Genomic DNA, 19,368 nt, shown 5'->3' with positions numbered 1-19,368 from the left:
GCGGCGGGCGCCGTCTTCGCCGACGTGCCGAACCTGATCCTCACGCCGCACATCGCCGGGGTGACGCAGGAATCGAACGTGCGCGTCTCCGCCGTCACGGCCCGGGCCGTGCGCCGCCACCTCACGGGGGACTGAACCGGGAGGGTCCCCGCGGCCCGCGCGCCGAGGCCGCGGCCTCGCTCTCCGGAAACGGCGCGCGCCCGCGCGACCTGCGCACCGCGCGGGCGCCTTCGACGGGCTTGACCGGGAGGTTCAGCGCAGGGCGAGCACCTGGGCGGCGTGCGAGGCGACGGCCTGCACGGCCGGGAGATCGTAGGCGTAGACGCGGCCGGCCAGGATCGCCAGGGCGAGCGTCCAGAACACCGCGCCGCCGACGCGCCGCGCGGTGCGGTCGCCGGCCATGGCGGCCGGGCAGGCGCGGGCGACGCCGTCGGCGACGGGCTCGCCGAACGGATCGAAGGCCGGCGACTGGTTTTCGGAGACGCTGCGCATGATGGCGAATGTCGCGCTCGGCGTGCCCGTTCGCAATGGAGGCGTCTTTCGTATTTCGCTGCGAGTGGAGATGCTTGTTCTCCGTCCAGTCACAGCGACAGACAGGTTCTTCTCAGAGGGCCGGCTCGACGGCCGGGAGCGGCGAATCTTCTTCCCGCCCGGCATCCGCGCCCACCGGTCCCGGGCCGGCGGGCGTATGGTAGGCCATGCGCTCGCGGCGCCCCCGCAGGGGCTCGCGGCTGACCTCGCGCCACGCATCGGCCGGCGCCCCGGCGGCGCGCCGCGCGGCCTCGGAGACCAGGATCGGGACGCCGTGGAGCTTGGTCGCCTGCTCGAGGCGGGCGGCGACGTTGACGGCGTCGCCCAGCACGGTGAACTCGTAGCGCGCCTCCTCGCCGATGATCCCGCAGAACACCTCGCCGTAATGGACGCCGACGCCGATGCGCACGGTCTGCGCGGGCCCGGTCCTGTCGGTCCAGCGGGCGATCACCGCGACGACGTCCTGCGCGAAGGCGAGGGCGCGGGCGGCGTCGTCGGGCCGGGGCTCGGGCAGGCCGAACACCAGCAGGGCGCCGTCGCCGATGAACTTGTCGACCACCCCGCCCCGCAGGCGGGCGAGGCGCGTCACCCGCCGCCGGAAGGCGGACAGGAACTCCGAGAGCCGGTGCGGATCCAGGCTCTCGGCCAGCGTGGTCGAGCCGCGCATGTCGACGAACACGATGGCGGCCTGCTGGCGGCGGCCGGCCTTCAGGCTGCCGTCGCCGTCGGCGAGCCGCAGGACCAGCTCCTGCGGCAGGAACCGCGACAGCCGGTTGCGCCGGGTCGCCTCCCGCAGGCCCGAGACGGCGAACAGCAGGAACACCACCGCGAGAATCCCGACCATGCCCCAGATGGCCAGGGCGATCCGCGACACGATCGCCTGCCGCCGCTCCATCCGCTGCGCCTCGTGCGCCTCCATGCGGCGCACGCGCTCGCGGATCGCGTCCATCACCTGCTTGCCGCGCCCGTCCGCCACGGAGGCGCGGGCCGCCGCGCCGTCGCCGGCGCGCATGAGGGCGACGCTGGCGCCGAGCTCGTCGAGCTTCCGGCGGATCAGCCCGGCCAGGGTGTCGAGCTCGCCCCGCTGGTCGGGATCGTCCTGGACGAGGTCGCGCAGCCAGTCGAGCTGGCGGTCGACGTTCAGCCGCCCCTCGGTGAAGGGCAGCAGGAAGGCCTCGTCGCCGGTGAGCAGGTAGCCGCGCTGACCGGTCTCGGCGTCCTGCACCGCCGACAGCACCCGGGCGAGGCGCCCGTCCACCGCCACGGTGTGGCGCACGGCGTCGACGCCGCGCTGCTGGTACACGAAGGCGCCCAGCGCGATGGCGGTCATCGCCAGGATCGTGGCGAACCCCACGGTCATCCACGCCACGGTGCGGGAGCGCAGGGACCGCTGCACCCGCGCCGCGACGCGCGCCCGGACGGAGGCGACGTCCGGCGCGGGATCGGCCCGGTCCGGTGCGGGCACGTTGGCTGCAACGGACATGTCAGGCCCCGCCCGCGCCGTGCAGCCGGACGGGCCGCCCGGTCCGACCTCCCTCGTCGGCCGCCCGCGCCCGGCAATCCGCGATGGTCGCCCGCGCCGTGTCGATGGCGACGGACGCCGCCGACATGGTCCGGGTGTCCGGCTCCCGCTCGCGGGCGTAGCGCACCACGTCCATGGCCAGCGCGTCGACCTCGGCCGTGAGCGCCTCGATCGCCGCCGGGTCGCGCAGCGCCCGGGCCTGCCCGGCGATCTCGAGGAGCCGGTCCAGGAGCTCGTCGATGCGCTCGCGGCGCAGGCTGGCGAGGCGCTGCCGGATCCAGGCCAGCACCGAGACGAGGCCGCCCGCCAGCGCGCCGAGGAGGTAGAGCGTGTCGCCGTAGCGCTCGATGAAGCCGTGCTGGTCGCGCTCGTAATAGTCGATCGCCCCCGGATGGATCGGGATGCGGGCGCTCGTGGCCGCCACGGTCGTGTCGTAGGCCGGGGCCTGGACGTACTCGGCGGCGTCCGTCGCCAGGGCGGCGGCGCTGCGCTTCTCGAAGAGCTGCTGGGTCACGTCGGCCGCCACGACCCGGCTCAGGGAGGCCCGGGCCATCAGCCGGTACGAGGCGCCCACCGTCTTCACGTCGTCGGCCGGCAGCTTCGGGCGGCCGCCGAACAGGCCGCCCGGGACGGTGACCGCCTGGAGCCGCGGGAAGCGCTCGATCACCGCGCCGTCATCCTCCACGGCGACGAACGCCACCTTGCCGCCGCGGGCGACGCCCTGCACGGCCGAGACCAGGGCCAGCGCCTTCGGCGCCGAGGGCGCGATGATGCTGACGAAGGCGTCGATCCGCTTCTCGCGGAAGGCGCCGGCCACCGCCTCCTGATCGACCGGGACCAGCAGGACCGTCGAGTCCCGGGCCGGGCCGGCGGCCTCCTCCAGGGTGAGCCCGTAATAGCCCAGGAGATTCCGGAGCAGCCAGAGATCGGCATCCCGGTGCGCCGCGATGCCGAGCCGCTTGCCGGCGAGCTTCGGGAAGCTCGTGATCCCGGCCTGCTCGGGCGAGGCGATGACCATCGCCTGGTCGCGCAGGATCGCCAGGGTCAGGCCGTTGGTCGGGAGCAGCACGTCGGGGCGGACCACGGCGAGGTCGGCGCGCCCGTCCTGCAGGGCGGCCGCGCTCTCGCGCACGTCGTCGAAGGACAGGATCCTCAGGCGGACATTCTCGCGGGCGGCCTCGAGCGCGTCCGCGTAGGCCTTGATCAGGCCGGGCTCGGTCCCGTCCCGGGGCGCGACCGCGATGGTCAGAACCGTCGCCTGGAGCAGGACCCAGGCCGCGACACCGCCCGCGCCCAGGAGGGCGGCCCCGGCCAGGAGCAGGGTCTCCCGGCGCAGCATCCAGGCGGGCAGGGTCGCCATCGGCCCGGGGCGCTCAGAACAGCGAGATCAGCACGATGCCGCCGACCATCAGGGCGGCGCCGATCAGGCGCGGCGGGCCGGCCTCGACCCGCTTCATGCCGAACCAGCCGAAATGATCGAGCGCCACCGAGGTCAGGAGGTTCGCGGTGATCAGCAGGCCGTTGAAGGCGCCGGCCCCGACCTTGTCGACGAAGAGCAGCCCGGCGAAGACCGCGACCGCCCCGGTGAGGCCGGCGAGGGGCATCCACCAGCGGACGCCCGCGATGTCGTCCCGGGTCGGCAGCGGCGATGGCCGCAGCAGGAACATCAGCGCGAACACGAACACGACCGGCACGAACGACACCGTCGCGGCGAGCCAGGGATTCTCCAGGGCGCCGCGCAGCTGCGCGTTCCAGACCACGCCGATCGCCATCAGGGCGCCGGCCACGAGGATGAACGGGTAGAGCAGCTTGCCCGACATGCCGTGCCCCTCGCCGTGCCCCTCGCCGTGCCCCTCGCCGTGCCCCTCGCCGCCCGCGCTCTTGCCCCCTGAGCGCGCGATGAAGGTCACGCCCACCGCCATCAGCAGGCCGCCGAGCCAGGGCATCGGCTTGAAGCCCGCCGCCTGCAGGCCGAACAGGCCGAGCGCGTCCATCGCCAGGGAGGTGAGGATGTTGGCCGTGAGCGTCAGGCCGTTGAACGGCCCGGCGCCGACCTTGTCGATGAAGGCGAGCCCGCCGAACACCGCCACCGCGCCGGCCAGGCCCCCCAGCGGCGCGTACCAGGGCATCTTGCCCAGGGAATCGAGGCTCGGCAGCGGCGTCGGCATCGTGAGGAACAGGGTCGTGAACACGAAGACGATCGGCAGGAACGACACCGTCGCGGCGAGCCACGGATTGACCATGCGGCCGCGCAGCTGCGCGTTCATGGCGTTGCCGATCGCCTGCAGCGCGCCCGCCACCAGGATGAAGGGATAGAGGAGGGCAGCCGTCACGCGCGGACCTTCGGGTTGGCGGGGGGAGGATCAGACGAGGAGCAGGCCGGCGAGCGCCAGCGCGAGGGCCGGCGGCATCACCAGCAGGCCGAGCTTGAGGAAGGTCCAGGCGCCGACATCCTGGCCCTCGCGGCGGATGGCGGTGAGCCAGAGGATCGTCGCGAGCGAGCCCGTCACCGACAGGTTCGGACCGAGGTCGACGCCGATCAGGATCGCGCCCGCCACCCTCTCGGGCACGTGGGCGGTCTGCACGGCGGCGCCCGCGATCAGCCCGGCCGGCAGGTTGTTGACGAGGTTGCACAGCACCGCGACCAGGCCGCCCGCCCCCCAGGCGGTGGCCTCCGGGGCGGCGTGGGCGTAGCCCTTCAGGAGGTCCGCCAGCATCGCCAGCACGCCGGTCTTCTCCAGAGCCTCGACGAGGACGAACAGCCCGGCCACCAGCGGCAGCACGCTCCACGACACGTCCTTGGCGACCTCGACGAGGCCGCCGCGCTTGAGCACCAGCACGACGATCGTGGTGGCGAGGCCGGCCACGAAGGTCGGCAGGCCGAGGTCGAGGCCCAGCGCCGAGGCCCCGATCAGCACGCCGCCGGTCGCCACGATGCCGATCCCCGCCACGAGGCCGGTGCGGGACAGCGACACCGCCTCGACGTCGGTGGCGACCTGCTGCCCGCGCAGGGCCTTGGCCTGGGTCAGCCGCAGCACCGCGTAGGTCGTCGCGATGGCCAGGACGGACGGCAGGGCGAACAGGCCGAGCCAGCGCACCAGCGGCGGCATGTGCTCGGCGAAGACCACGAGGTTGGCCGGGTTCGAGATCGGCAGCACGAAGCTCGCCGCGTTGGCGATGAAGGCGCAGATGAACAGGTAGGGGAGGGGGTTCTCCACCTTGGCGGCCTTGGTGGCCGCGTAGACGGCGGGCGTCAGCACCACCGCGCAGGCGTCGTTCGACAGGAACACCGTCACGACGGTGCCGACGAGGTACACGAGGGTGAACAGCCGCGTCGCCGAGCCCTTTGCGGCGCGCACCGCGATCGAGGCGAGCCAGTCGAACAGGCCCTCCTTCCGGGCCACCTCCGACATCAGCATCATGCCGACGAGGAACAGGTAGACGTCGGTCCCCTTCAGCACGCCGTCCCAGGCGGTGGCGGGGGCGAGCAGGCCGAGGGCCACGAGGGCGCCGGCGCCGAGCACGGCCCAGATCGCCTCCGGCCACGCGAACGGCCGCAGGATGACGCCGAGGGTCGCGAGGGCGGCGATCGTCCAGGTCGCGATGTTGGGGGTCAGCGTCAGCGCGCCCATCGGTTGCGGTGGTCCTCTGGTGGGGTGGATCGTGCGGTGCGGTGTGCGGCGATTCGGGTGGGTCCGGCTACCAGTCCCGGCCGTTGCGGTTCGGCCCGAGCTGGTCGCCCCGGAGCCCCTTCTCGGGCCAGGCGGGCAGGCGGAACGCGTCGCTGCCGGGGCGCTCGTGCGCGGGCGGCGGCACGAAGCCCCGGTCCACCGGCTCGATCACCTCGGTATCGGCGTGGCCGGCGCCGTCCGTCACCGTGACGGCGAGGCGGCGCGCGCCGTCCCGCCAGGGGATGCGGGCGTGGACCGTCCGGGGGCCGTCCGGCACCATCGGGTGGGCCGGGCCGCCGTCGACGCGCAGGTGACAGCGCCACGCGGCCTGCGGCCGGTCCGACAGCACGAGGGCGCGCACCGAGATCGTGCCGTCGGCGGCGTCGAGGGGCGCCGTGGCGAGGCGCCGGTCGGCCGGGCTCGTGATCATCACGAAGGGCAGCGCCCGGTCGAGGGGCTTGAACCGCCAGCTCGTGACCGGCCCGTCGATGGCCGCGACCGCGTAGCCGACCGAGCCGTCCTCGTTCTGGCCGACCGAGCGGGCCGCGGCGTAGAGGGTGCGCCCGTCCGGGGCGAGCTCGTTGTAGTGGGTGTGGCCCATCTCGACGAGGCGCACGCCGTGATGGCGGATCAGGCCGGCGAGCGCCGCCCGCTCGTCGGGCACGCAGAGATCGTCCGGGTAGGTGTGGGCGAAGACCGCGCAGGGCTGCCCCTCCCGCTCGGCCCGGGCCAGCTCCTCGCCGAGCCACGCGAGCTGGTGGGGCCCGAGGCGGAAGTCGAGGCCGAAGCCTTTCTGGCCGTAGCCGGGGCTGACCATGTCGAGGAACAGGCAGCGCACGCCCGCCCAGGTCTCGGCGAAGTAGTAGTGCGTCACCGAGACCGGGTCGCGCGGGCGCGGCAGGTCGTGGCACCGCGCCGCGTGACCGCCGCCGCGCGGGCTGCCCGCGACCGCGGCGAACAGAGCGTCGAAATCCGCCATCGTGCCGTGCTGCCGGTCGTGGTCGCCGGCGATCAGGCGCACCGGCAGGGCCGGGTGCCGGTCCAGGGCCTCGCGCAGGACCGCGTACTGCTCCGCCCGCCCGTCCTCGGCGAGGTCGCCGGGCAGGTAGGCGAAGTCGAGGAGACCGCTTTCGTGCAGCCCCGCGACCTCCGCGAGCATCGCCCGCAGGTCGGCGGCGTGGCGGTCCTCGGCGCGCTCAAGATGGAGGTCGCCGATATGCGCGAAGGCGAACACGCCGTGGCTCGCCGTCATGGCGCGCCCGCTGGCGCGCCCGCGCGCGGTCTGTGATTCCCCTGAGCCATCGTGCCCCCCGGACAGGCCCGACCACCCCGGCCGGGAATCGGCCGCGGTGCTCGCGACCGGCCCGACGTTTCGGAGACAGCGGGGTTCCGGCCCCGGGGGAGGGCGCGCGCCGTCGGGACCCTACATTTTCGTGAGCGCCGGCCCGATCGGCGGCCGGTCGATCGGAAGTGTCGTGAAAGCAGACACTCGCTGTCGTCTCACCCGACAGTTTCCGACATGGTCGGCCGCCGAACCCGCGGCCGGCGGGCGCATCGGCGCGGCTCGGTGCACGCGCCGGATCAGGCCGCGGGAACCGGGCGACGGAGCATCTCCCCGGCCCGGGGAGGCTCATCCCGGGGATCGCTTCCGTCGCAGAAGGTTTCGTTCACGGCGTGCTCGCGAAGTGCTCGCGGACGCGCATGATCCTCACCAAGCCGTTGCGATAACTGGATAATCTCAGGTTCAATCCGGTCCGACAAGGCTCGTTTCGGCCCAGCGCCCCGCTGGGCGCACAGGATGCGCATCTCCGGTCCGGGAGATCGGGAGATCGTTCGTGTCGTCGAACGAAGATCTTTGGAATTTCGGGGCGGGCCGGGCTGATCTAAATCTGACGCGAGACAATCCTCCCCGTGTGACGGCGCATGTCGACCTGATGGATAGTTCCCAGATGCTTCCGGATCTCGCCTTCGGATGCGGAGCGGTCCGCCGCGACCGGGCCGCCGGACTTGCCCCCGCCCATCCCAGCCAGAGTCCCGCCCGATGAAGTTCCTGCATCTCCTCGCCGTCGCGGCGCTCAGCCTCGGAGGCCTGCCGGCCGGGGCGGAGTCCCTCCGGGTCGGCGTCGTGCCCGGCGCCTACGGCGACGCCGTCACGGTCGCGGCCCGGGAGGCCGAGGCCGAGGGCCTCGACGTCAAGGTGGTCGAGTTCAGCGACTGGACGACGCCCAACGTCGCCCTCGACGCCGGCGACATCGACGTGAACTTCTTCCAGCACCGCCCCTTCATGGAGAACGCCGCCAAGCAGAAGGGCTACGCGTTCGACATCGTCGGGCTCGGGATCCTGTCCAATATCGGCCTGTACTCCCTGAAGCATAAGAGCTTCGACCAGATCCCGGCAGGCGGCACGGTGGCGATCGCCAACGACCCGGTGAACCAGGGCCGCGGCCTGCTGCTCCTCCAGAAGGCCGGGCTGATCACGCTGAAGGACGGCGTCGGCTTCCTCGGCACCCTCGACGACATCGTCGAGAACCCGAAGACACTGCGGTTCACCGAGGTCGAGGGGCCGCAGCTCGCGCGGATCACCGGCGACGTCGACCTCGCCCTGGGCTACCCGCACTTCATCGTGGCGGCCGGCAGTTTCGACCCGACCAGCGGATTGATCTATTCCGGTATCGAGGACCGGCGCTTCGCCGTGAGCTTCGTCACCAAGGCCGCCCGCAAGGAGGACCCCGTGATCCGGAAATTCGTGACGCTCTTCCAGACCTCGGAGGCCGTGAAACAGCAGATCCGCAAGTCCTTCGCCAACAGCGACAAGCTCTACCTGCTGGCGTGGCAGAACTGATGGTCGGCCTGATCTTCGACAGCCTGCGCGATCCGGGTACGCCGGTCGCGGCCGGGCGGGCGAGCCCGGGCGCCGCGGCCGCCCGGGCGCCGGCCCTCGCGCCCGGCCGGGAGACCGGAACGGTGCGGTTCGAGGCGGTCTCCAAGACCTACCACTCGGCCGCCGGGCCGGTGCAGGCGCTCGACCGGGTGGACCTCGCGATCCCCGCCGGCGCGATCTTCGGCATCATCGGCCGCTCGGGGGCGGGCAAGTCGAGCCTCCTGCGCACGGTCAACCGGCTGGAGGCGCCGAGTTCGGGCCGGGTCCTGGTCGACGGCGCCCCGATCGACGCCCTCGACACCGACGGGCTCGTGGCGCTGCGCCGGCGCATCGGCATGATCTTCCAGCACTTCAACCTGCTGGCGGCCAAGACCGTGCGGCAGAACGTGGCGCTGCCGCTGACGGTCGCGGGCGTCCCCCGGCACGCGGTCGGCCCGCGGGTCGCGGAGGCCCTGCGCCTCGTCGGCCTGGAGGACAAGGCCGACACCTACCCGTCGCGGCTCTCCGGGGGCCAGAAACAGCGGGTCGGCATCGCCCGGGCGCTCGTGAGCGATCCGGAGATCCTGCTCTGCGACGAGGCGACCTCCGCCCTCGACCCGGAGACGACGCTGGCGATCCTCGACCTGCTGCGCGACATCAACCGGCGGCTCGGGATCACCGTCATCCTGATCACCCACGAGATGAGCGTGATCCGCGAGATCTGCAGCGACGTGGTGGTGCTGGAGGGCGGCCGGGTCGTCGAGACCGGGCCGGTCTGGCGCGTGTTCGGGGCGCCCGAGCACCCGACCACCCGGGCGCTGCTCGAGCCCCTGACCCGCGGGCTGCCGCCGGATCTGGCGGCCCGGCTGCAGCCGCGGCCCGCGCCGGGCGGCTGGGCGATCCTGCGGATCACCTGCTCGGGCCGGGCCGCGCCGGATCTCGCGGGCCTCGCGGGGGCCGGGGCGCCGGTGCGGCTGCTCCAGGCGGGCATCGAGCGGATCCAGGGCCACGCGGTCGGCCGGATGCTGGTGGCCGTCCCGGCCGAGGATCCGGGCGCGGAGGCGCGGCTGCGGACGCTCGGCGGCGACGTGGAGCGGGTCGGCTACGTCCCCGCCGACGCGGCGGTGGGGTGAGACGATGCGGGACCGCTCCTCCCCCGATACCCCGACCGATGCACCGCCGCCCCACCACCCCGACCCCGGAGGCCCGCCATGTCGCCGCAGATGATCGAACGCCTCTGGCAGGCCTTCCTCGACACCGCGCTCATGGTCGGGGTCTCGGCCGGGATCGCCGTGGTCGCCGGCATTCCCCTGGCGCTGTTCCTCGTCACCTCCGGCCCCGGCGGCATCTTCGCGGCGCCGACGGCCAACCGGGTGGTCGGAACCGTGGTCAACGGCTTCCGGGCCGTGCCCTTCATCGTGCTGCTGGTGGCGCTGATCCCGTTCACCCGGCTGGTGGCCGGCACCACGATCGGCGTCTGGGCGGCGATCGTGCCGCTCTCGGTGAGCGCGACCCCGTTCTTCGGCCGGATCGCCGAGGTGTCGCTGCGGGAGGTGGATCCGGGCCTGATCGAGGCCGCCCAGTCCATCGGCTGCCGGCGCCGGCACATCCTCGCCCACGTGCTCCTGCCCGAGGCGCTGCCGGGCATCGTGGCCGGCTTCACCATCACGGTGGTGGCGATGATCGGCGCCTCCGCGATGGCCGGCGCGGTGGGCGCGGGCGGTCTCGGGGACGTCGCCATCCGGTACGGCTACCAGCGCTTCGACACCACCGTGATGGTGGTGGTGATCGCGATCCTGATCGCCCTCGTGTGCGCGGTCCAGTTCGCGGGCGACACCGCGGTGCGGCGGCTCCGGGCCCGCTGAGCGACCCCGTCAGATGTCGGCGATCCGACCGGGAGTCCGCACCCACGGGCGTCCCCGGTCGATGACCTCGACAGCGCCGTCCGCGCGAGCGGAGCGAAGCCATCCAGGCAGACCTGCGTCTTCCAACCGCGCGTTGTCCCGGGTCGCTTCGCAGCGCCCGCGATGACGGTGGGACGTCTCAACCGAAGCGGTCAACCGGAAACCGTATGAGCCTGCACCTGGACGATCCCGTTACCGACCCGGCCGAGCCGATGCCCCCGCCGCCGTCGCCCCCGCACCGGATCCGCTCGGACGCCGAGGCGCTCGCGGCCGCGCGGGCCGTGGCCCGGATCTTCGCGGCGGGCGCGGCCGAGCGCGACCGCGACCGGCGCCTGCCCTGGGCGGAGATCGCGGCCTTCACGGAGAGCGGGCTCGGCGGCATCACGGTGCCGCGCGAACACGGCGGCGCCGGGGTCTCGCACGCGACGCTCGCGGAGGTCTTCGCGATCCTGGCCGCCGCCGACGGCTCGGCGGCGCAGATCCCCCAGAACCAGTTCGGCGTCCTGGCGCTGGTCGCGGCCGCCGCCAGCCCCGCCCAGCAGGCGCGGATCTACCGCGACGTGCTCGCCGGCCACCGGATCGGCAATGCCGGCCCCGCGCGCGACGGCAAGGCCATCACCGGCGTGGACACGCGGCTCTCCGCCGGTCCGGAGCGCCCGCGGCTCAGCGGCACGCGCTTCTACTCCACGGGCGCGCTCTTCGCCCACTGGATCCCGACGCGGGCGGTCGGCCCCGACGGCGGGCCGCTCCTGGTCTTCGTGCGCCGGGACGCCCCCGGCGTGCGGGTGGTCGACGACTGGCAGGGCTTCGGCCAGCGCACCACGGCGAGCGGCAGCGTGATCTTCGCGCAGGCGCCGGTCGAGGCGGAGCTGACGATCGACCTCGCGCCCCTGGCCGGGCGCCCGGGCCTGTTCGGGCCGGTCTCGCAGCTGATCCACGCGGCGATCGACGCCGGGCTCGCCCGGGGCGCGGTCGCCGCCGCCCTCGACTTCCTGCGCACCCGGACCCGGCCCTATCCCTTCACCGCCGAGACCGTCGCGGAGGATCCCCACATCCTCGGCGAGGTCGGGCGGCTCACCGTCGACCTGCACGCCGCCGAGGAGGTCCTGGCCCGGGCCGGAAGGGCGCTCGACCGGATCGCCGCGGCCCCCGTCACCGCCCAGAGCGCGGCCGAGGCCTCGGTGGCGGTGGCGCAGGCCAAGATCCTCACCACCGAGGCGGCCCTGGAGGCCTCCGAGCGGCTGCTCGAGCTCGCCGGCGCCGCGGCGACCCGCGACGGGTACAATCTCAGCCGGTACTGGCGCGACGCCCGGGTCCACACCCTGCACGACCCCGTGCGGTGGAAGTACCACCTCCTCGGGAACCACGCCCTGAACGGCGCGCTGCCCGCCCGGCACCAGTGGAACTGAGGACCGGGCGATGCCGCTCCAGCCCCACGAGACCGCCTTCACGCAGGCGCCCGCGCCGCCGCGCCCGGTGCCGATCCTTCCGGACGCCGCCGCGGCGCTCGCCGTCGCCGACCGGCTGGCGGAGGACTTCGCCGAGACCGCCGCCGAGCGCGACCTGGAGCGCCGCCTGCCGGTCGCCGAGATCGCGCGCTTCACCGAATCCGGCCTCTGGGCGATCACGGTGCCGAGTGAATACGGCGGCCCCGGCCTCGACAGCGCCACGGTCGCCCAGGTGATCGCCCGGATCGCCGCGGCGGACGGCTCCCTCGGCCAGATCCCGCAGAACCACTTCTACGCCCTGGAGGTGCTGCGCAACGGCGGCACCGAGGCCCAGAAGCGCGCCCTCTACGGCCGCGTCCTGGCGGGCGAGCGCTTCGGCAACGCGCTCGCCGAGACCGGCGCGCGCGACCATGCGCGCCGCACCCGGCTCGTGCGCGGCCCGGCCGGCTGGACTGTCGAGGGCCGCAAAGACTACTGCACCGGCTCGCTCTACGCCCACCGCATCCCCACCCTGGCCAACGCCGAGGAGGACGGCCGGGCGGTCGCCTACCTCGTCTTCGTCCCCCGGGACGCGCCGGGCGTGACCCTGGTCGACGACTGGGACGGGTTCGGGCAGCGGCTCACCGGCTCGGGCTCGGTCCTGTTCGAGCGCGTCGCCGTGGAGCCCGACTGGGTGGTGCCGTTCCAGGCCTCGCTGGAGCGGCCCACCGCCATCGGCCCCTTCGCGCAGATCCTGCACGCCGGGATCGATCTCGGCATCGGCGCGGGCGCCTTCGCGGCGACCTTGCCCTTCGTGCGCGACCGCGCCCGGCCGTGGATCGATTCCGGCGTCGCCCGGGCGAGCGAGGATCCCCTGACCCTCCACGCGCTGGGCGACGTCCAGGTGCGCCTCGCGGCGGCCGACGCCCTGCTGGCGCGGGCCGGCCGCTACGTGGACGCCGCGCGGGAAGCCCCCGACGCCGACAGCGTCGCGGCCGCCTCCGTGGCGGTGGCGGAGGCCCGGGCGGCGAGCCACCGGGCCGGCCTGCTCGCGGCCAACAAGCTCCTCGAGCTCGGCGGCACCGCCGCCACCGACCGGGCCGAGGCGCTCGACCGCTACTGGCGCGACGTCCGCACCCACACCCTGCACGATCCGGTGCGCTGGAAGTACCACTGGATCGGCGCCTACCACCTCGACGGCCGGCGGCCGCCCCGGCACGGAGCGCTCTGATGCCAGCTGCGACCAAGCAGATCCTGCTGAACGCCTTCACCATGACCTGCCCGGGCCACATCAACCACGGGCTCTGGACCCACCCGCGCGACCGCTCGGCCGACTACAACACGCTGTCCTACTGGACCGAGCAGGCGAGACTCCTGGAGCGCGGCCTGTTCGACGGCCTGTTCATCGCCGACATCATCGGCGTCTACGACGTCTACGGCGGCGGCATCGACGTGACCGCCCGGGAGGCCGTGCAGCTCCCGGTCAACGACCCGACCGCGATGATCTCCGCCATGGCGGCGGTGACCGAGCATCTCGGCTTCGGGGTGACGATCAACGTCCACCAGGAGGCGCCCTACACCTTCGCCCGGCGCCTCTCGACCCTCGACCACCTGACGGGCGGCCGGATCGGCTGGAACGTCGTCACCGGCTACCTCGACAGCGCCCACCGCGCCCAGAGCGGCGGCACGCTGCCGGCGCACGACCGGCGCTACGACTACGCCGACGAGTACCTGGAGGTGCTCTACCGGCTCTGGGAGGGCAGCTGGGACGACGCGGCGGTGCGCCGCGACCGGGCGGCCCGGGTGTTCAGCGATCCCGCCCATATCCGCAAGGTCGCCCACCGGGGCGCGTTCTTCGCGGTCGAGGGCTACCACCTGTCCGAGCCGTCGCGCCAGCGCACGCCGGTGCTCTACCAGGCGGGCGCCTCGGGCCGCGGCCGCGCCTTCGCGGGGCGCCACGCCGAGTGCGTGTTCATCTCGGCCCGCGACCCGGCCGCCGCCCGCGAATCCGTCCGCGCCATCCGGGCCGAGGCGGTCGCGGCCGGCCGGGAGCCCGACGACGTGAAGGTGTTCGTCGGCCTCGCGGTGATCCCCGGCCGGACCCGCGCGGAGGCCGAGGCCAAGCGGGACGAGTACCTGTCCTACGCGAGCCCGGAGGCGGGGCTCGCGCACTTCTCCGCCTCCACGGGGATCGACTTCGCCCGCTACGGCCTCGACGAGCCGATCCCCTACGCGCCGGGCAACGCCATCCAGTCGGCCACCGCGGCGGCGGCCAGGCGCGGGCTGACGAAGCGCGACCTCCTCGGCGAATTGCGGCTCGGCGGCCGCTACGCGGTCCTCACCGGCGACGCCGTGACGATCGCCGATGAACTCCAGGCCTGGATCACGGAGGGCGAGGTCGACGGCTTCAACCTCAGCCGGATCGTCGTGCCGGAGAGCTTCTCCGACTTCATCGACCTCGTGATCCCGGAGCTGCAGGATCGCGGCCTCTACAAGACCGCCTACGCCGAGGGCTCGCTGCGGGCGAAGCTGTTCGGCCAGGGGGACCGGCTGCCCGCCCGCCACCCGGCCGAGGCCTACCGCGGCGCGCCTCGGAGCCCCTGACCAGCGGCCCTGATCAGCGGCCCTGATCAGCGGCCCTGGGACTCGCCGCTCTCGGAGCCGAACCAGCGGCCGTAGATCTCGTCGTAGCGGCCGTCCTCCCGCAGGCCCAGCAGGGCCTGGTTGACGCGCTTGCGCCGGGGATCGCTGGCCGCGAACAGGATGCCGTAGGATTGCCGGTTGAAGTCGGTGCCGACCAGGCGCAGGGCCTCGTGGCCGGGCCGGGTCGCGTAGTAGCTGAGGGCCGGGGCATCGTAGACCACCGCCGCGACCGTGCCGGCCTCCAGCGCCGCGCAGGCCTCCTCCAGGGTCGCGAAACCCACCGGCGTGGCGAAATGGTCCGCCAGGTAGGCGACCGAGGTGGTGTTGGCGACCGTGCCCACCCGCTTGCCCGGCAGGTCCTGCGGGCCGTTGATCGCGCCGCGCAGGCGCTCCACGGTCGCCGTGCTGGTCAGGCCCGCGGTGAACCACGCCACCAGGGCGATGCAGGTGAACAGCCAGAGCACCGTGACGGCCCGCGCCACCGGGCTGCGCGGCATCTCCTCCGCCTGGGCGGCGAGGCTGCTCAGGGCCCACCAGACGACGTGGGCGAAGCCGCGCGCCGGTCCCGAGCGCGCCGCCATGCCGCTGGGATGGCGCCGCTCGAGCCACCAGACCAGGGCCGCCACCGCCAGGATCAGGGCGGCGAGCCCCAGCAGGACCTGCAGGAAGGCGGCGTCGCTCAGGAGCGCCCGGAGGGCTCGCGCGGTGGCCGAGCCGGTCGCGTCCGGCTCCGACCGGACGGCGATGCGCAGGCCGGTCTCCAGCATCGTGACGGAGAAGTCGAAGCGCCGCTCGCGCTCCGCGGTGATCGACACCGCCGCGATGGCGAGGTCCGCGCGCCCGTCCGAGACCGCCGCGAACAGCGCCGGCAGGTCGTCGACGCGCAGGTAGGCCGTCCGGACGCCGAGATCCCGCGCGATCGCGTTCCAGAGATCGATGCTGAACCCGCGCAGCCGGCCGTCCGCGTCCATGACCAGGGGCGGCACCGGATGGGTCGCGACCCGCCACGTCTCGGGCTCGCCGGTGCGGAGCGCGGGCGCCGCCTCCCGGGTCTCAACCCGGACGGGATCCGCGGCGAGCGGCGCGGCGGCCGCGAAGCAAAGGCCGAGGCACAGGAAGAGGGACAGGGCCCCGGCGCGCCGCCGGCCGGCCGGCCGGCGCGGCACGTCAGAGGCTCTCGATCCAGTTGCGCAGGACGGCGCCGGGCGCGGGTTCGGGGCCGGTCTCCAGGCGCTGGGACGCGTCGCTCGGGATGAAGCCGAACCGGCGCTTGAACGCCCGCCGGAAGGTCCGCTCGTCCGAGAAGCCGACCGCGAAGGCGACCTGCGAGATGCGCAGGGGTTTGGGGGCATCGTCGCGCACGAGCATCCGCATCGCCGCCATGAGGCGGCGGTCGCGGATATACGCCACGATGCCGTTGGGGGCGAACAGCCGGTACAGGGTCGAGCGCGACAGGCCGAGCCGGGTCGCGATCAGGGCGGGCGTCAGCTTCGGGTTGCCGAGTTCCGCCTCGACGAGGCGGCGGACCCGGATCCGGATGTCCTGGTGCTGGGAGGGGCGCCCCTCCTCCTGCCCGCGCAGCCAGCTGGCGCAGAGCTGGGTGATCGCCGCCGAGGCCGCCAGGGCCTCGCGGCGGTCGAGGAGGTCGCCGCAGGCGACGACGTTGGCGACGAAATTGTGGACCAGCCGCCCGAACGGGTCGCCGTCGTGGTCGAGGGGGCGCCCGTGCAGGGCGTCGGGGTGGCAGCCCTGCTTCTCCAGCAGGGCGCGGGGGATCACGACGTTCGTGGCGTCGACGGCGGCCGCCACGATGCGCACGGGCTGGGCGAGGTCGAAGACGATGCACTGCACCTCGTTCACGGGGCCGGTGCCCTGATCGGTCTCCACGCGGCTCTGCCCCCGCCGGTAGAACTGCAGCAGGATGTGGTCGAGGCCCTGCTGGCCGATCATCTCCCGGGTCCGCACGAGGGTGTGGGCCGGCGCCACCACGTCGCCGACCAGCAGGTCGCCGAGATGGTAGCTGCGCATCGCGATCGGGACGGAGAGGTCGGTCTCCGGGCGGAAGCTCACGTCGAAGATCGGCGCGAGGTGGTCCTGCCACGCCCGGCCGAGCGCCTCTCGATCCTCCGGCGGCTCGAACCGCAGGCAGGCGACCTCGCCGCCCGGAGCCTCACCCCCGGCCGGTGCCGCGTCCGGGTCCCGGTTTCTCTCCTCGGAAGACATACGTAGAGCCTGCCACCTGCTGTTAGCACGACCGATGAAGAACGAGGGTCTGCCCCAAGGTGACGCGTGGCAACGCGGTCCGGTCATCCCGCACGTTAGCCGTGTCCACCCGGACAGTCCCCCCGTCTTCCGCCGACCCGAGCGGCTGTACACTGTCGTTTGTCGCGGCGGCGTGCGATTCGACGCGGGGGCCGCCGGATCGGGGCGCCGCGGCCGCGACCTTCGGATCAATCCTGACACGCGAGCCGCCGGATGGTTCCTTCCGTCCCAGAAAGGGGGATTGCCGTACCAGAATGTCGCGCGCGGCCCCGACTGTGGCAGCCCGGCGATAGTGCGTTAAGGCCGCGTTTTCTAACCCCATCCCAAAGTCCGAAACGGACGGGGCGGGGTCATTTCAGTGATTCAGAAGTATAGCGACGCAGAGAACACGACCGGATCCTGTGATCCGAGCAGGGGCATGGGCGCCGGAACGCGGCGGCGCGGTGCCGTGCGCCTCGGATTGCTGGTCGGCAGCTCGCTCGCGACGCTCACGCTGGCTCTCGGACCTGTGGCGGCGCAGACCGTGCCGGCGCGCTCGCCTTCGACCTTCGATGCGTTCGGCGTTCCGTTGACGGCAAGCCAGTTCGACACGCCGGAGTATCGAGCCGATTGGGGCTTGGCGGCGATCAACGCAGCCACCGCGTATGCCCGCGGTTATACCGGACTAGGCGTATTGGTTGCAGTCATTGACAGCGGGATCGATCCCACAAATCCAGAATTTAACCGAAGAATTTCCGGCCAATCGCGCAATTTCATTCAAGGCCTGAATCCGTCTTTCCTTTACGATACTGACATCAAAGACGGTCACGGAACTCACGTCTCCGGCACAATTGGCGCCGCTCGCGATAGCACCGGGATGATGGGAGTTGCATTCGATAGCAATATTATATCATTGTTTGATCTACGTAACACAATTGACGCGATCGAGACCGCAACCCAGAACAATGCTCGAGTCCTGAATGGTAGTTATGGACCTGTCACGTCCTCTCCGAATGTCAACGGACTGCCAAACCCAACCTATCGAAAATTGGAGCGTCAAGAGTACGACACATCAGATATATATCAGGCTCAAGCTCTTAGTGAAGCTGCACAGCATGACGTGCTCATGGTTTTTGCCGCAGGCAATGATCGAAAAACACAACCCGACGTAACCCAGGATCCGAGTGGAGCCGCATTTTATCCATTTATCAAACCGGAAAATGCCAGCAGCGGCATTTATCAATTTTATACAAGATCTGGAACCGATCCCAACGGTAATTTCAGCCCTGACTATGCGCCGACCGGCCCCGTCGATCAAAGTAAAATTGACTTCTCGAAACTTAACGGCTTCATCGTTTCGGTGGTTGCCGTCGATCGAAACAAGCAGATCGCTAGCTTCAGCAACTGGTGCGGCGTTACAGCGGCGTGGTGCATCGCAGCACCAGGCGTCGACATCTTCTCAACCGTGCAGGTCGGACAGGGCTACAGCGGCTTCGACGTCAACGGCAATAAGATCTACAACGGTTCGAACTATGGATCTCTACAAGGCACATCGATGGCCGCACCGCACGTGGCCGGTGCCGCCGCTGTCCTGCGTCAGGCGTTCCCGTTCCTGACCGCGCCGCAGATCGCCCAGACCATGTTCACCACCGCCACCCATCTCGGTGACGGACCCGCCGACAGACCCAACGATGTCTACGGCTGGGGCCTGCTCAACCTCGGCAAGGCCATCGACGGACCGGGCCAGTTCACCTCCGACTGGACCGTCAACACCACCTACAACGGACAGGCTTATTACGGCCGCTTCGCCAACGACATCTCCGGCGTCGGCGGCCTGACCAAGGTCGGGCTCGGCACCCTCGAACTCGCCGGCACCAACACCTATGCCGGACCGACCACCGTCGCCGGCGGCACCCTGTTCCTGTCCGCCAGCGGTAGCCTGACCTCATCGGTCTCCGTCCAGAGTGCGGGCACCTATCTCAATGCCGGCTGGACCCAGAGCGGCGTCAGCAATGCCGGCCTCTTGATCAACACCGGCACCATCTCAGGAGGTGCAAGCAATGCCGGCACGGCGCTCAGCAGCGGCGTGATCGCCGGCGGCGTGGCCAACACCGGCACGCTTTCCAACAGCGGCACCATTACGGGCGGGCTGACCAATGCCGGCACAGCCCTCAACACCGGCGCGATCGGCGGCGGCATGACCAACAGCGGCAGCCTGTTCAACGCCGGCACCCTCGCGGGCGGACTGACCAACGCCGGCACGGCCCTCAACACCGGCACCATCGGCGGCGGCGTGACCAACAGCGGCCTCCTCGCCACCAGCGGCACCATCAGCGGCGGCCTGACCAATGCCGGCACCGTGCTGGCCAGCGCCGGCCGCATCGACGGCGCCATCGCCAACAATGCCGGCCTGCTCGCCGTGTCCGGGACCGTCACCAGCGCCGGCACCTTCGCCAACGCCGCCGGCGCGACCCTCGCCGTCACGGGCGGCGGCAGCTACAGCCTCGCCGGCCCCCTCGCCAATGCCGGCCTCGTCGCCGTCGCCCAGACCGCCAGCCTCACCGCCTCC

15 protein-coding genes and 1 pseudogene are annotated in these 19,368 nt (G+C 72.4%); 8 read left to right on the top strand and 8 right to left on the bottom strand.

Features of this window, described 5'->3' with window-relative positions; genetic code table 11:
* A pseudogene (locus tag ACLBXO_RS30135) lies at nucleotides 1–135 on the top strand (3-phosphoglycerate dehydrogenase); the annotation flags it as partial.
* A gap of 117 nt (nucleotides 136–252) precedes the next feature.
* Here ACLBXO_RS30135 and ACLBXO_RS30130 read toward each other — a convergent pair.
* The 6 genes from ACLBXO_RS30130 to ACLBXO_RS30105 all read right to left on the bottom strand — a co-directional run bounded on the left by ACLBXO_RS30130 (nucleotide 253) and on the right by ACLBXO_RS30105 (nucleotide 6,976).
* The gene (locus ACLBXO_RS30130) at nucleotides 253–492 is read right to left on the bottom strand and encodes a hypothetical protein (protein ID WP_447687700.1); all 240 of its coding nucleotides are present in this window, start codon (nucleotides 490–492) and stop codon (nucleotides 253–255) included.
* Between the two features lie 112 nt (nucleotides 493–604).
* On the bottom strand, nucleotides 605–2,014 hold the full coding sequence (locus tag ACLBXO_RS30125; RefSeq protein WP_447687699.1) for an adenylate/guanylate cyclase domain-containing protein: 1,410 nt from the start codon (nucleotides 2,012–2,014) through the stop codon (nucleotides 605–607).
* Nucleotide 2,015: 1 nt separating this feature from the next.
* Nucleotides 2,016–3,413, bottom strand: coding sequence for a TAXI family TRAP transporter solute-binding subunit (locus tag ACLBXO_RS30120; RefSeq protein WP_331316053.1), 1,398 nt, complete (start codon nucleotides 3,411–3,413; stop codon nucleotides 2,016–2,018).
* A 13-nt stretch (nucleotides 3,414–3,426) separates the two neighbouring features.
* Nucleotides 3,427–4,386, bottom strand: coding sequence for a DMT family transporter (locus ACLBXO_RS30115; RefSeq protein ID WP_447687698.1), 960 nt, complete (start codon nucleotides 4,384–4,386; stop codon nucleotides 3,427–3,429).
* Nucleotides 4,387–4,416: 30 nt separating this feature from the next.
* Nucleotides 4,417–5,685, bottom strand: coding sequence for an arsenic transporter (locus tag ACLBXO_RS30110; protein WP_447687697.1), 1,269 nt, complete (start codon nucleotides 5,683–5,685; stop codon nucleotides 4,417–4,419).
* A gap of 67 nt (nucleotides 5,686–5,752) precedes the next feature.
* The gene (locus ACLBXO_RS30105; RefSeq protein WP_447687696.1) at nucleotides 5,753–6,976 is read right to left on the bottom strand and encodes a metallophosphoesterase family protein; all 1,224 of its coding nucleotides are present in this window, start codon (nucleotides 6,974–6,976) and stop codon (nucleotides 5,753–5,755) included.
* 789 nt (nucleotides 6,977–7,765) lie between these two features.
* Here ACLBXO_RS30105 and ACLBXO_RS30100 point away from each other — a divergent pair.
* The 6 genes from ACLBXO_RS30100 to ACLBXO_RS30075 all read left to right on the top strand — a co-directional run bounded on the left by ACLBXO_RS30100 (nucleotide 7,766) and on the right by ACLBXO_RS30075 (nucleotide 14,519).
* On the top strand, nucleotides 7,766–8,566 hold the full coding sequence (locus ACLBXO_RS30100; RefSeq protein ID WP_447687695.1) for a MetQ/NlpA family ABC transporter substrate-binding protein: 801 nt from the start codon (nucleotides 7,766–7,768) through the stop codon (nucleotides 8,564–8,566).
* Nucleotides 8,566–9,717, top strand: coding sequence for a methionine ABC transporter ATP-binding protein (locus ACLBXO_RS30095; RefSeq protein ID WP_447687701.1), 1,152 nt, complete (start codon nucleotides 8,566–8,568; stop codon nucleotides 9,715–9,717). Before ACLBXO_RS30100 ends, ACLBXO_RS30095 begins: the two co-directional genes overlap by 1 nt.
* 78 nt (nucleotides 9,718–9,795) lie before the next feature.
* Entirely contained in the window at nucleotides 9,796–10,449 is a 654-nt protein-coding gene (locus ACLBXO_RS30090) for a methionine ABC transporter permease (protein WP_447687694.1), read from the top strand.
* A 206-nt stretch (nucleotides 10,450–10,655) separates the two neighbouring features.
* Nucleotides 10,656–11,897 carry an SfnB family sulfur acquisition oxidoreductase gene (locus tag ACLBXO_RS30085; protein WP_447687693.1) on the top strand — a complete coding sequence of 414 codons (1,242 nt, stop codon included), beginning with the start codon at nucleotides 10,656–10,658 and terminating at the stop codon, nucleotides 11,895–11,897.
* Between the two features lie 10 nt (nucleotides 11,898–11,907).
* Nucleotides 11,908–13,146 carry an SfnB family sulfur acquisition oxidoreductase gene (locus tag ACLBXO_RS30080; RefSeq protein WP_331316062.1) on the top strand — a complete coding sequence of 413 codons (1,239 nt, stop codon included), beginning with the start codon at nucleotides 11,908–11,910 and terminating at the stop codon, nucleotides 13,144–13,146.
* Complete coding sequence (locus ACLBXO_RS30075; RefSeq protein WP_447687692.1) at nucleotides 13,146–14,519, top strand: LLM class flavin-dependent oxidoreductase; 1,374 nt, start codon at nucleotides 13,146–13,148, stop codon at nucleotides 14,517–14,519. The genes ACLBXO_RS30080 and ACLBXO_RS30075 overlap by 1 nt, the downstream gene beginning before the upstream one ends.
* A 26-nt stretch (nucleotides 14,520–14,545) precedes the next feature.
* On the opposite strand, the gene ACLBXO_RS30070 is transcribed toward ACLBXO_RS30075, so the two are convergent.
* The gene (locus ACLBXO_RS30070; RefSeq protein WP_447687691.1) at nucleotides 14,546–15,724 is read right to left on the bottom strand and encodes a transporter substrate-binding domain-containing protein; all 1,179 of its coding nucleotides are present in this window, start codon (nucleotides 15,722–15,724) and stop codon (nucleotides 14,546–14,548) included.
* Between the two features lies 1 nt (nucleotide 15,725).
* Nucleotides 15,726–16,781, bottom strand: a complete 1,056-nt coding sequence (locus tag ACLBXO_RS30065) for a helix-turn-helix domain-containing protein (protein WP_331316068.1) — start codon at nucleotides 16,779–16,781, stop codon at nucleotides 15,726–15,728.
* Nucleotides 16,782–17,238: 457 nt separating this feature from the next.
* Between ACLBXO_RS30065 and ACLBXO_RS30060 the strand changes: the two genes are divergently transcribed.
* Nucleotides 17,239–19,368: S8 family serine peptidase (locus ACLBXO_RS30060; protein ID WP_447687690.1), on the top strand; the 2,130-nt coding region annotated here is incomplete at its 3' end.

Source organism: Methylobacterium sp. C33D (genome assembly GCF_053345825.1).
This window is presented reverse-complemented; position numbering and strand designations above follow the sequence as displayed.

Excerpts from the sequence above, each read along its gene's own strand:
- ACLBXO_RS30065 (WP_331316068.1), bottom strand. The coding sequence starts at position 16,781 with ATGTCTTCCGAGGAGAGAAACCGGGACCCGGACGCGGCACCGGCCGGG.
- ACLBXO_RS30080 (WP_331316062.1), top strand. The coding sequence starts at position 11,908 with ATGCCGCTCCAGCCCCACGAGACCGCCTTCACGCAGGCGCCCGCGCCG.
- ACLBXO_RS30090 (WP_447687694.1), top strand. The coding sequence starts at position 9,796 with ATGTCGCCGCAGATGATCGAACGCCTCTGGCAGGCCTTCCTCGACACC.
- ACLBXO_RS30130 (WP_447687700.1), bottom strand. The coding sequence starts at position 492 with ATGCGCAGCGTCTCCGAAAACCAGTCGCCGGCCTTCGATCCGTTCGGC.
- ACLBXO_RS30105 (WP_447687696.1), bottom strand. The coding sequence starts at position 6,976 with ATGACGGCGAGCCACGGCGTGTTCGCCTTCGCGCATATCGGCGACCTC.
- ACLBXO_RS30085 (WP_447687693.1), top strand. The coding sequence starts at position 10,656 with ATGAGCCTGCACCTGGACGATCCCGTTACCGACCCGGCCGAGCCGATG.
- ACLBXO_RS30125 (WP_447687699.1), bottom strand. The coding sequence starts at position 2,014 with ATGTCCGTTGCAGCCAACGTGCCCGCACCGGACCGGGCCGATCCCGCG.
- ACLBXO_RS30075 (WP_447687692.1), top strand. The coding sequence starts at position 13,146 with ATGCCAGCTGCGACCAAGCAGATCCTGCTGAACGCCTTCACCATGACC.
- ACLBXO_RS30110 (WP_447687697.1), bottom strand. The coding sequence starts at position 5,685 with ATGGGCGCGCTGACGCTGACCCCCAACATCGCGACCTGGACGATCGCC.
- ACLBXO_RS30095 (WP_447687701.1), top strand. The coding sequence starts at position 8,566 with ATGGTCGGCCTGATCTTCGACAGCCTGCGCGATCCGGGTACGCCGGTC.
- ACLBXO_RS30120 (WP_331316053.1), bottom strand. The coding sequence starts at position 3,413 with ATGGCGACCCTGCCCGCCTGGATGCTGCGCCGGGAGACCCTGCTCCTG.
- ACLBXO_RS30100 (WP_447687695.1), top strand. The coding sequence starts at position 7,766 with ATGAAGTTCCTGCATCTCCTCGCCGTCGCGGCGCTCAGCCTCGGAGGC.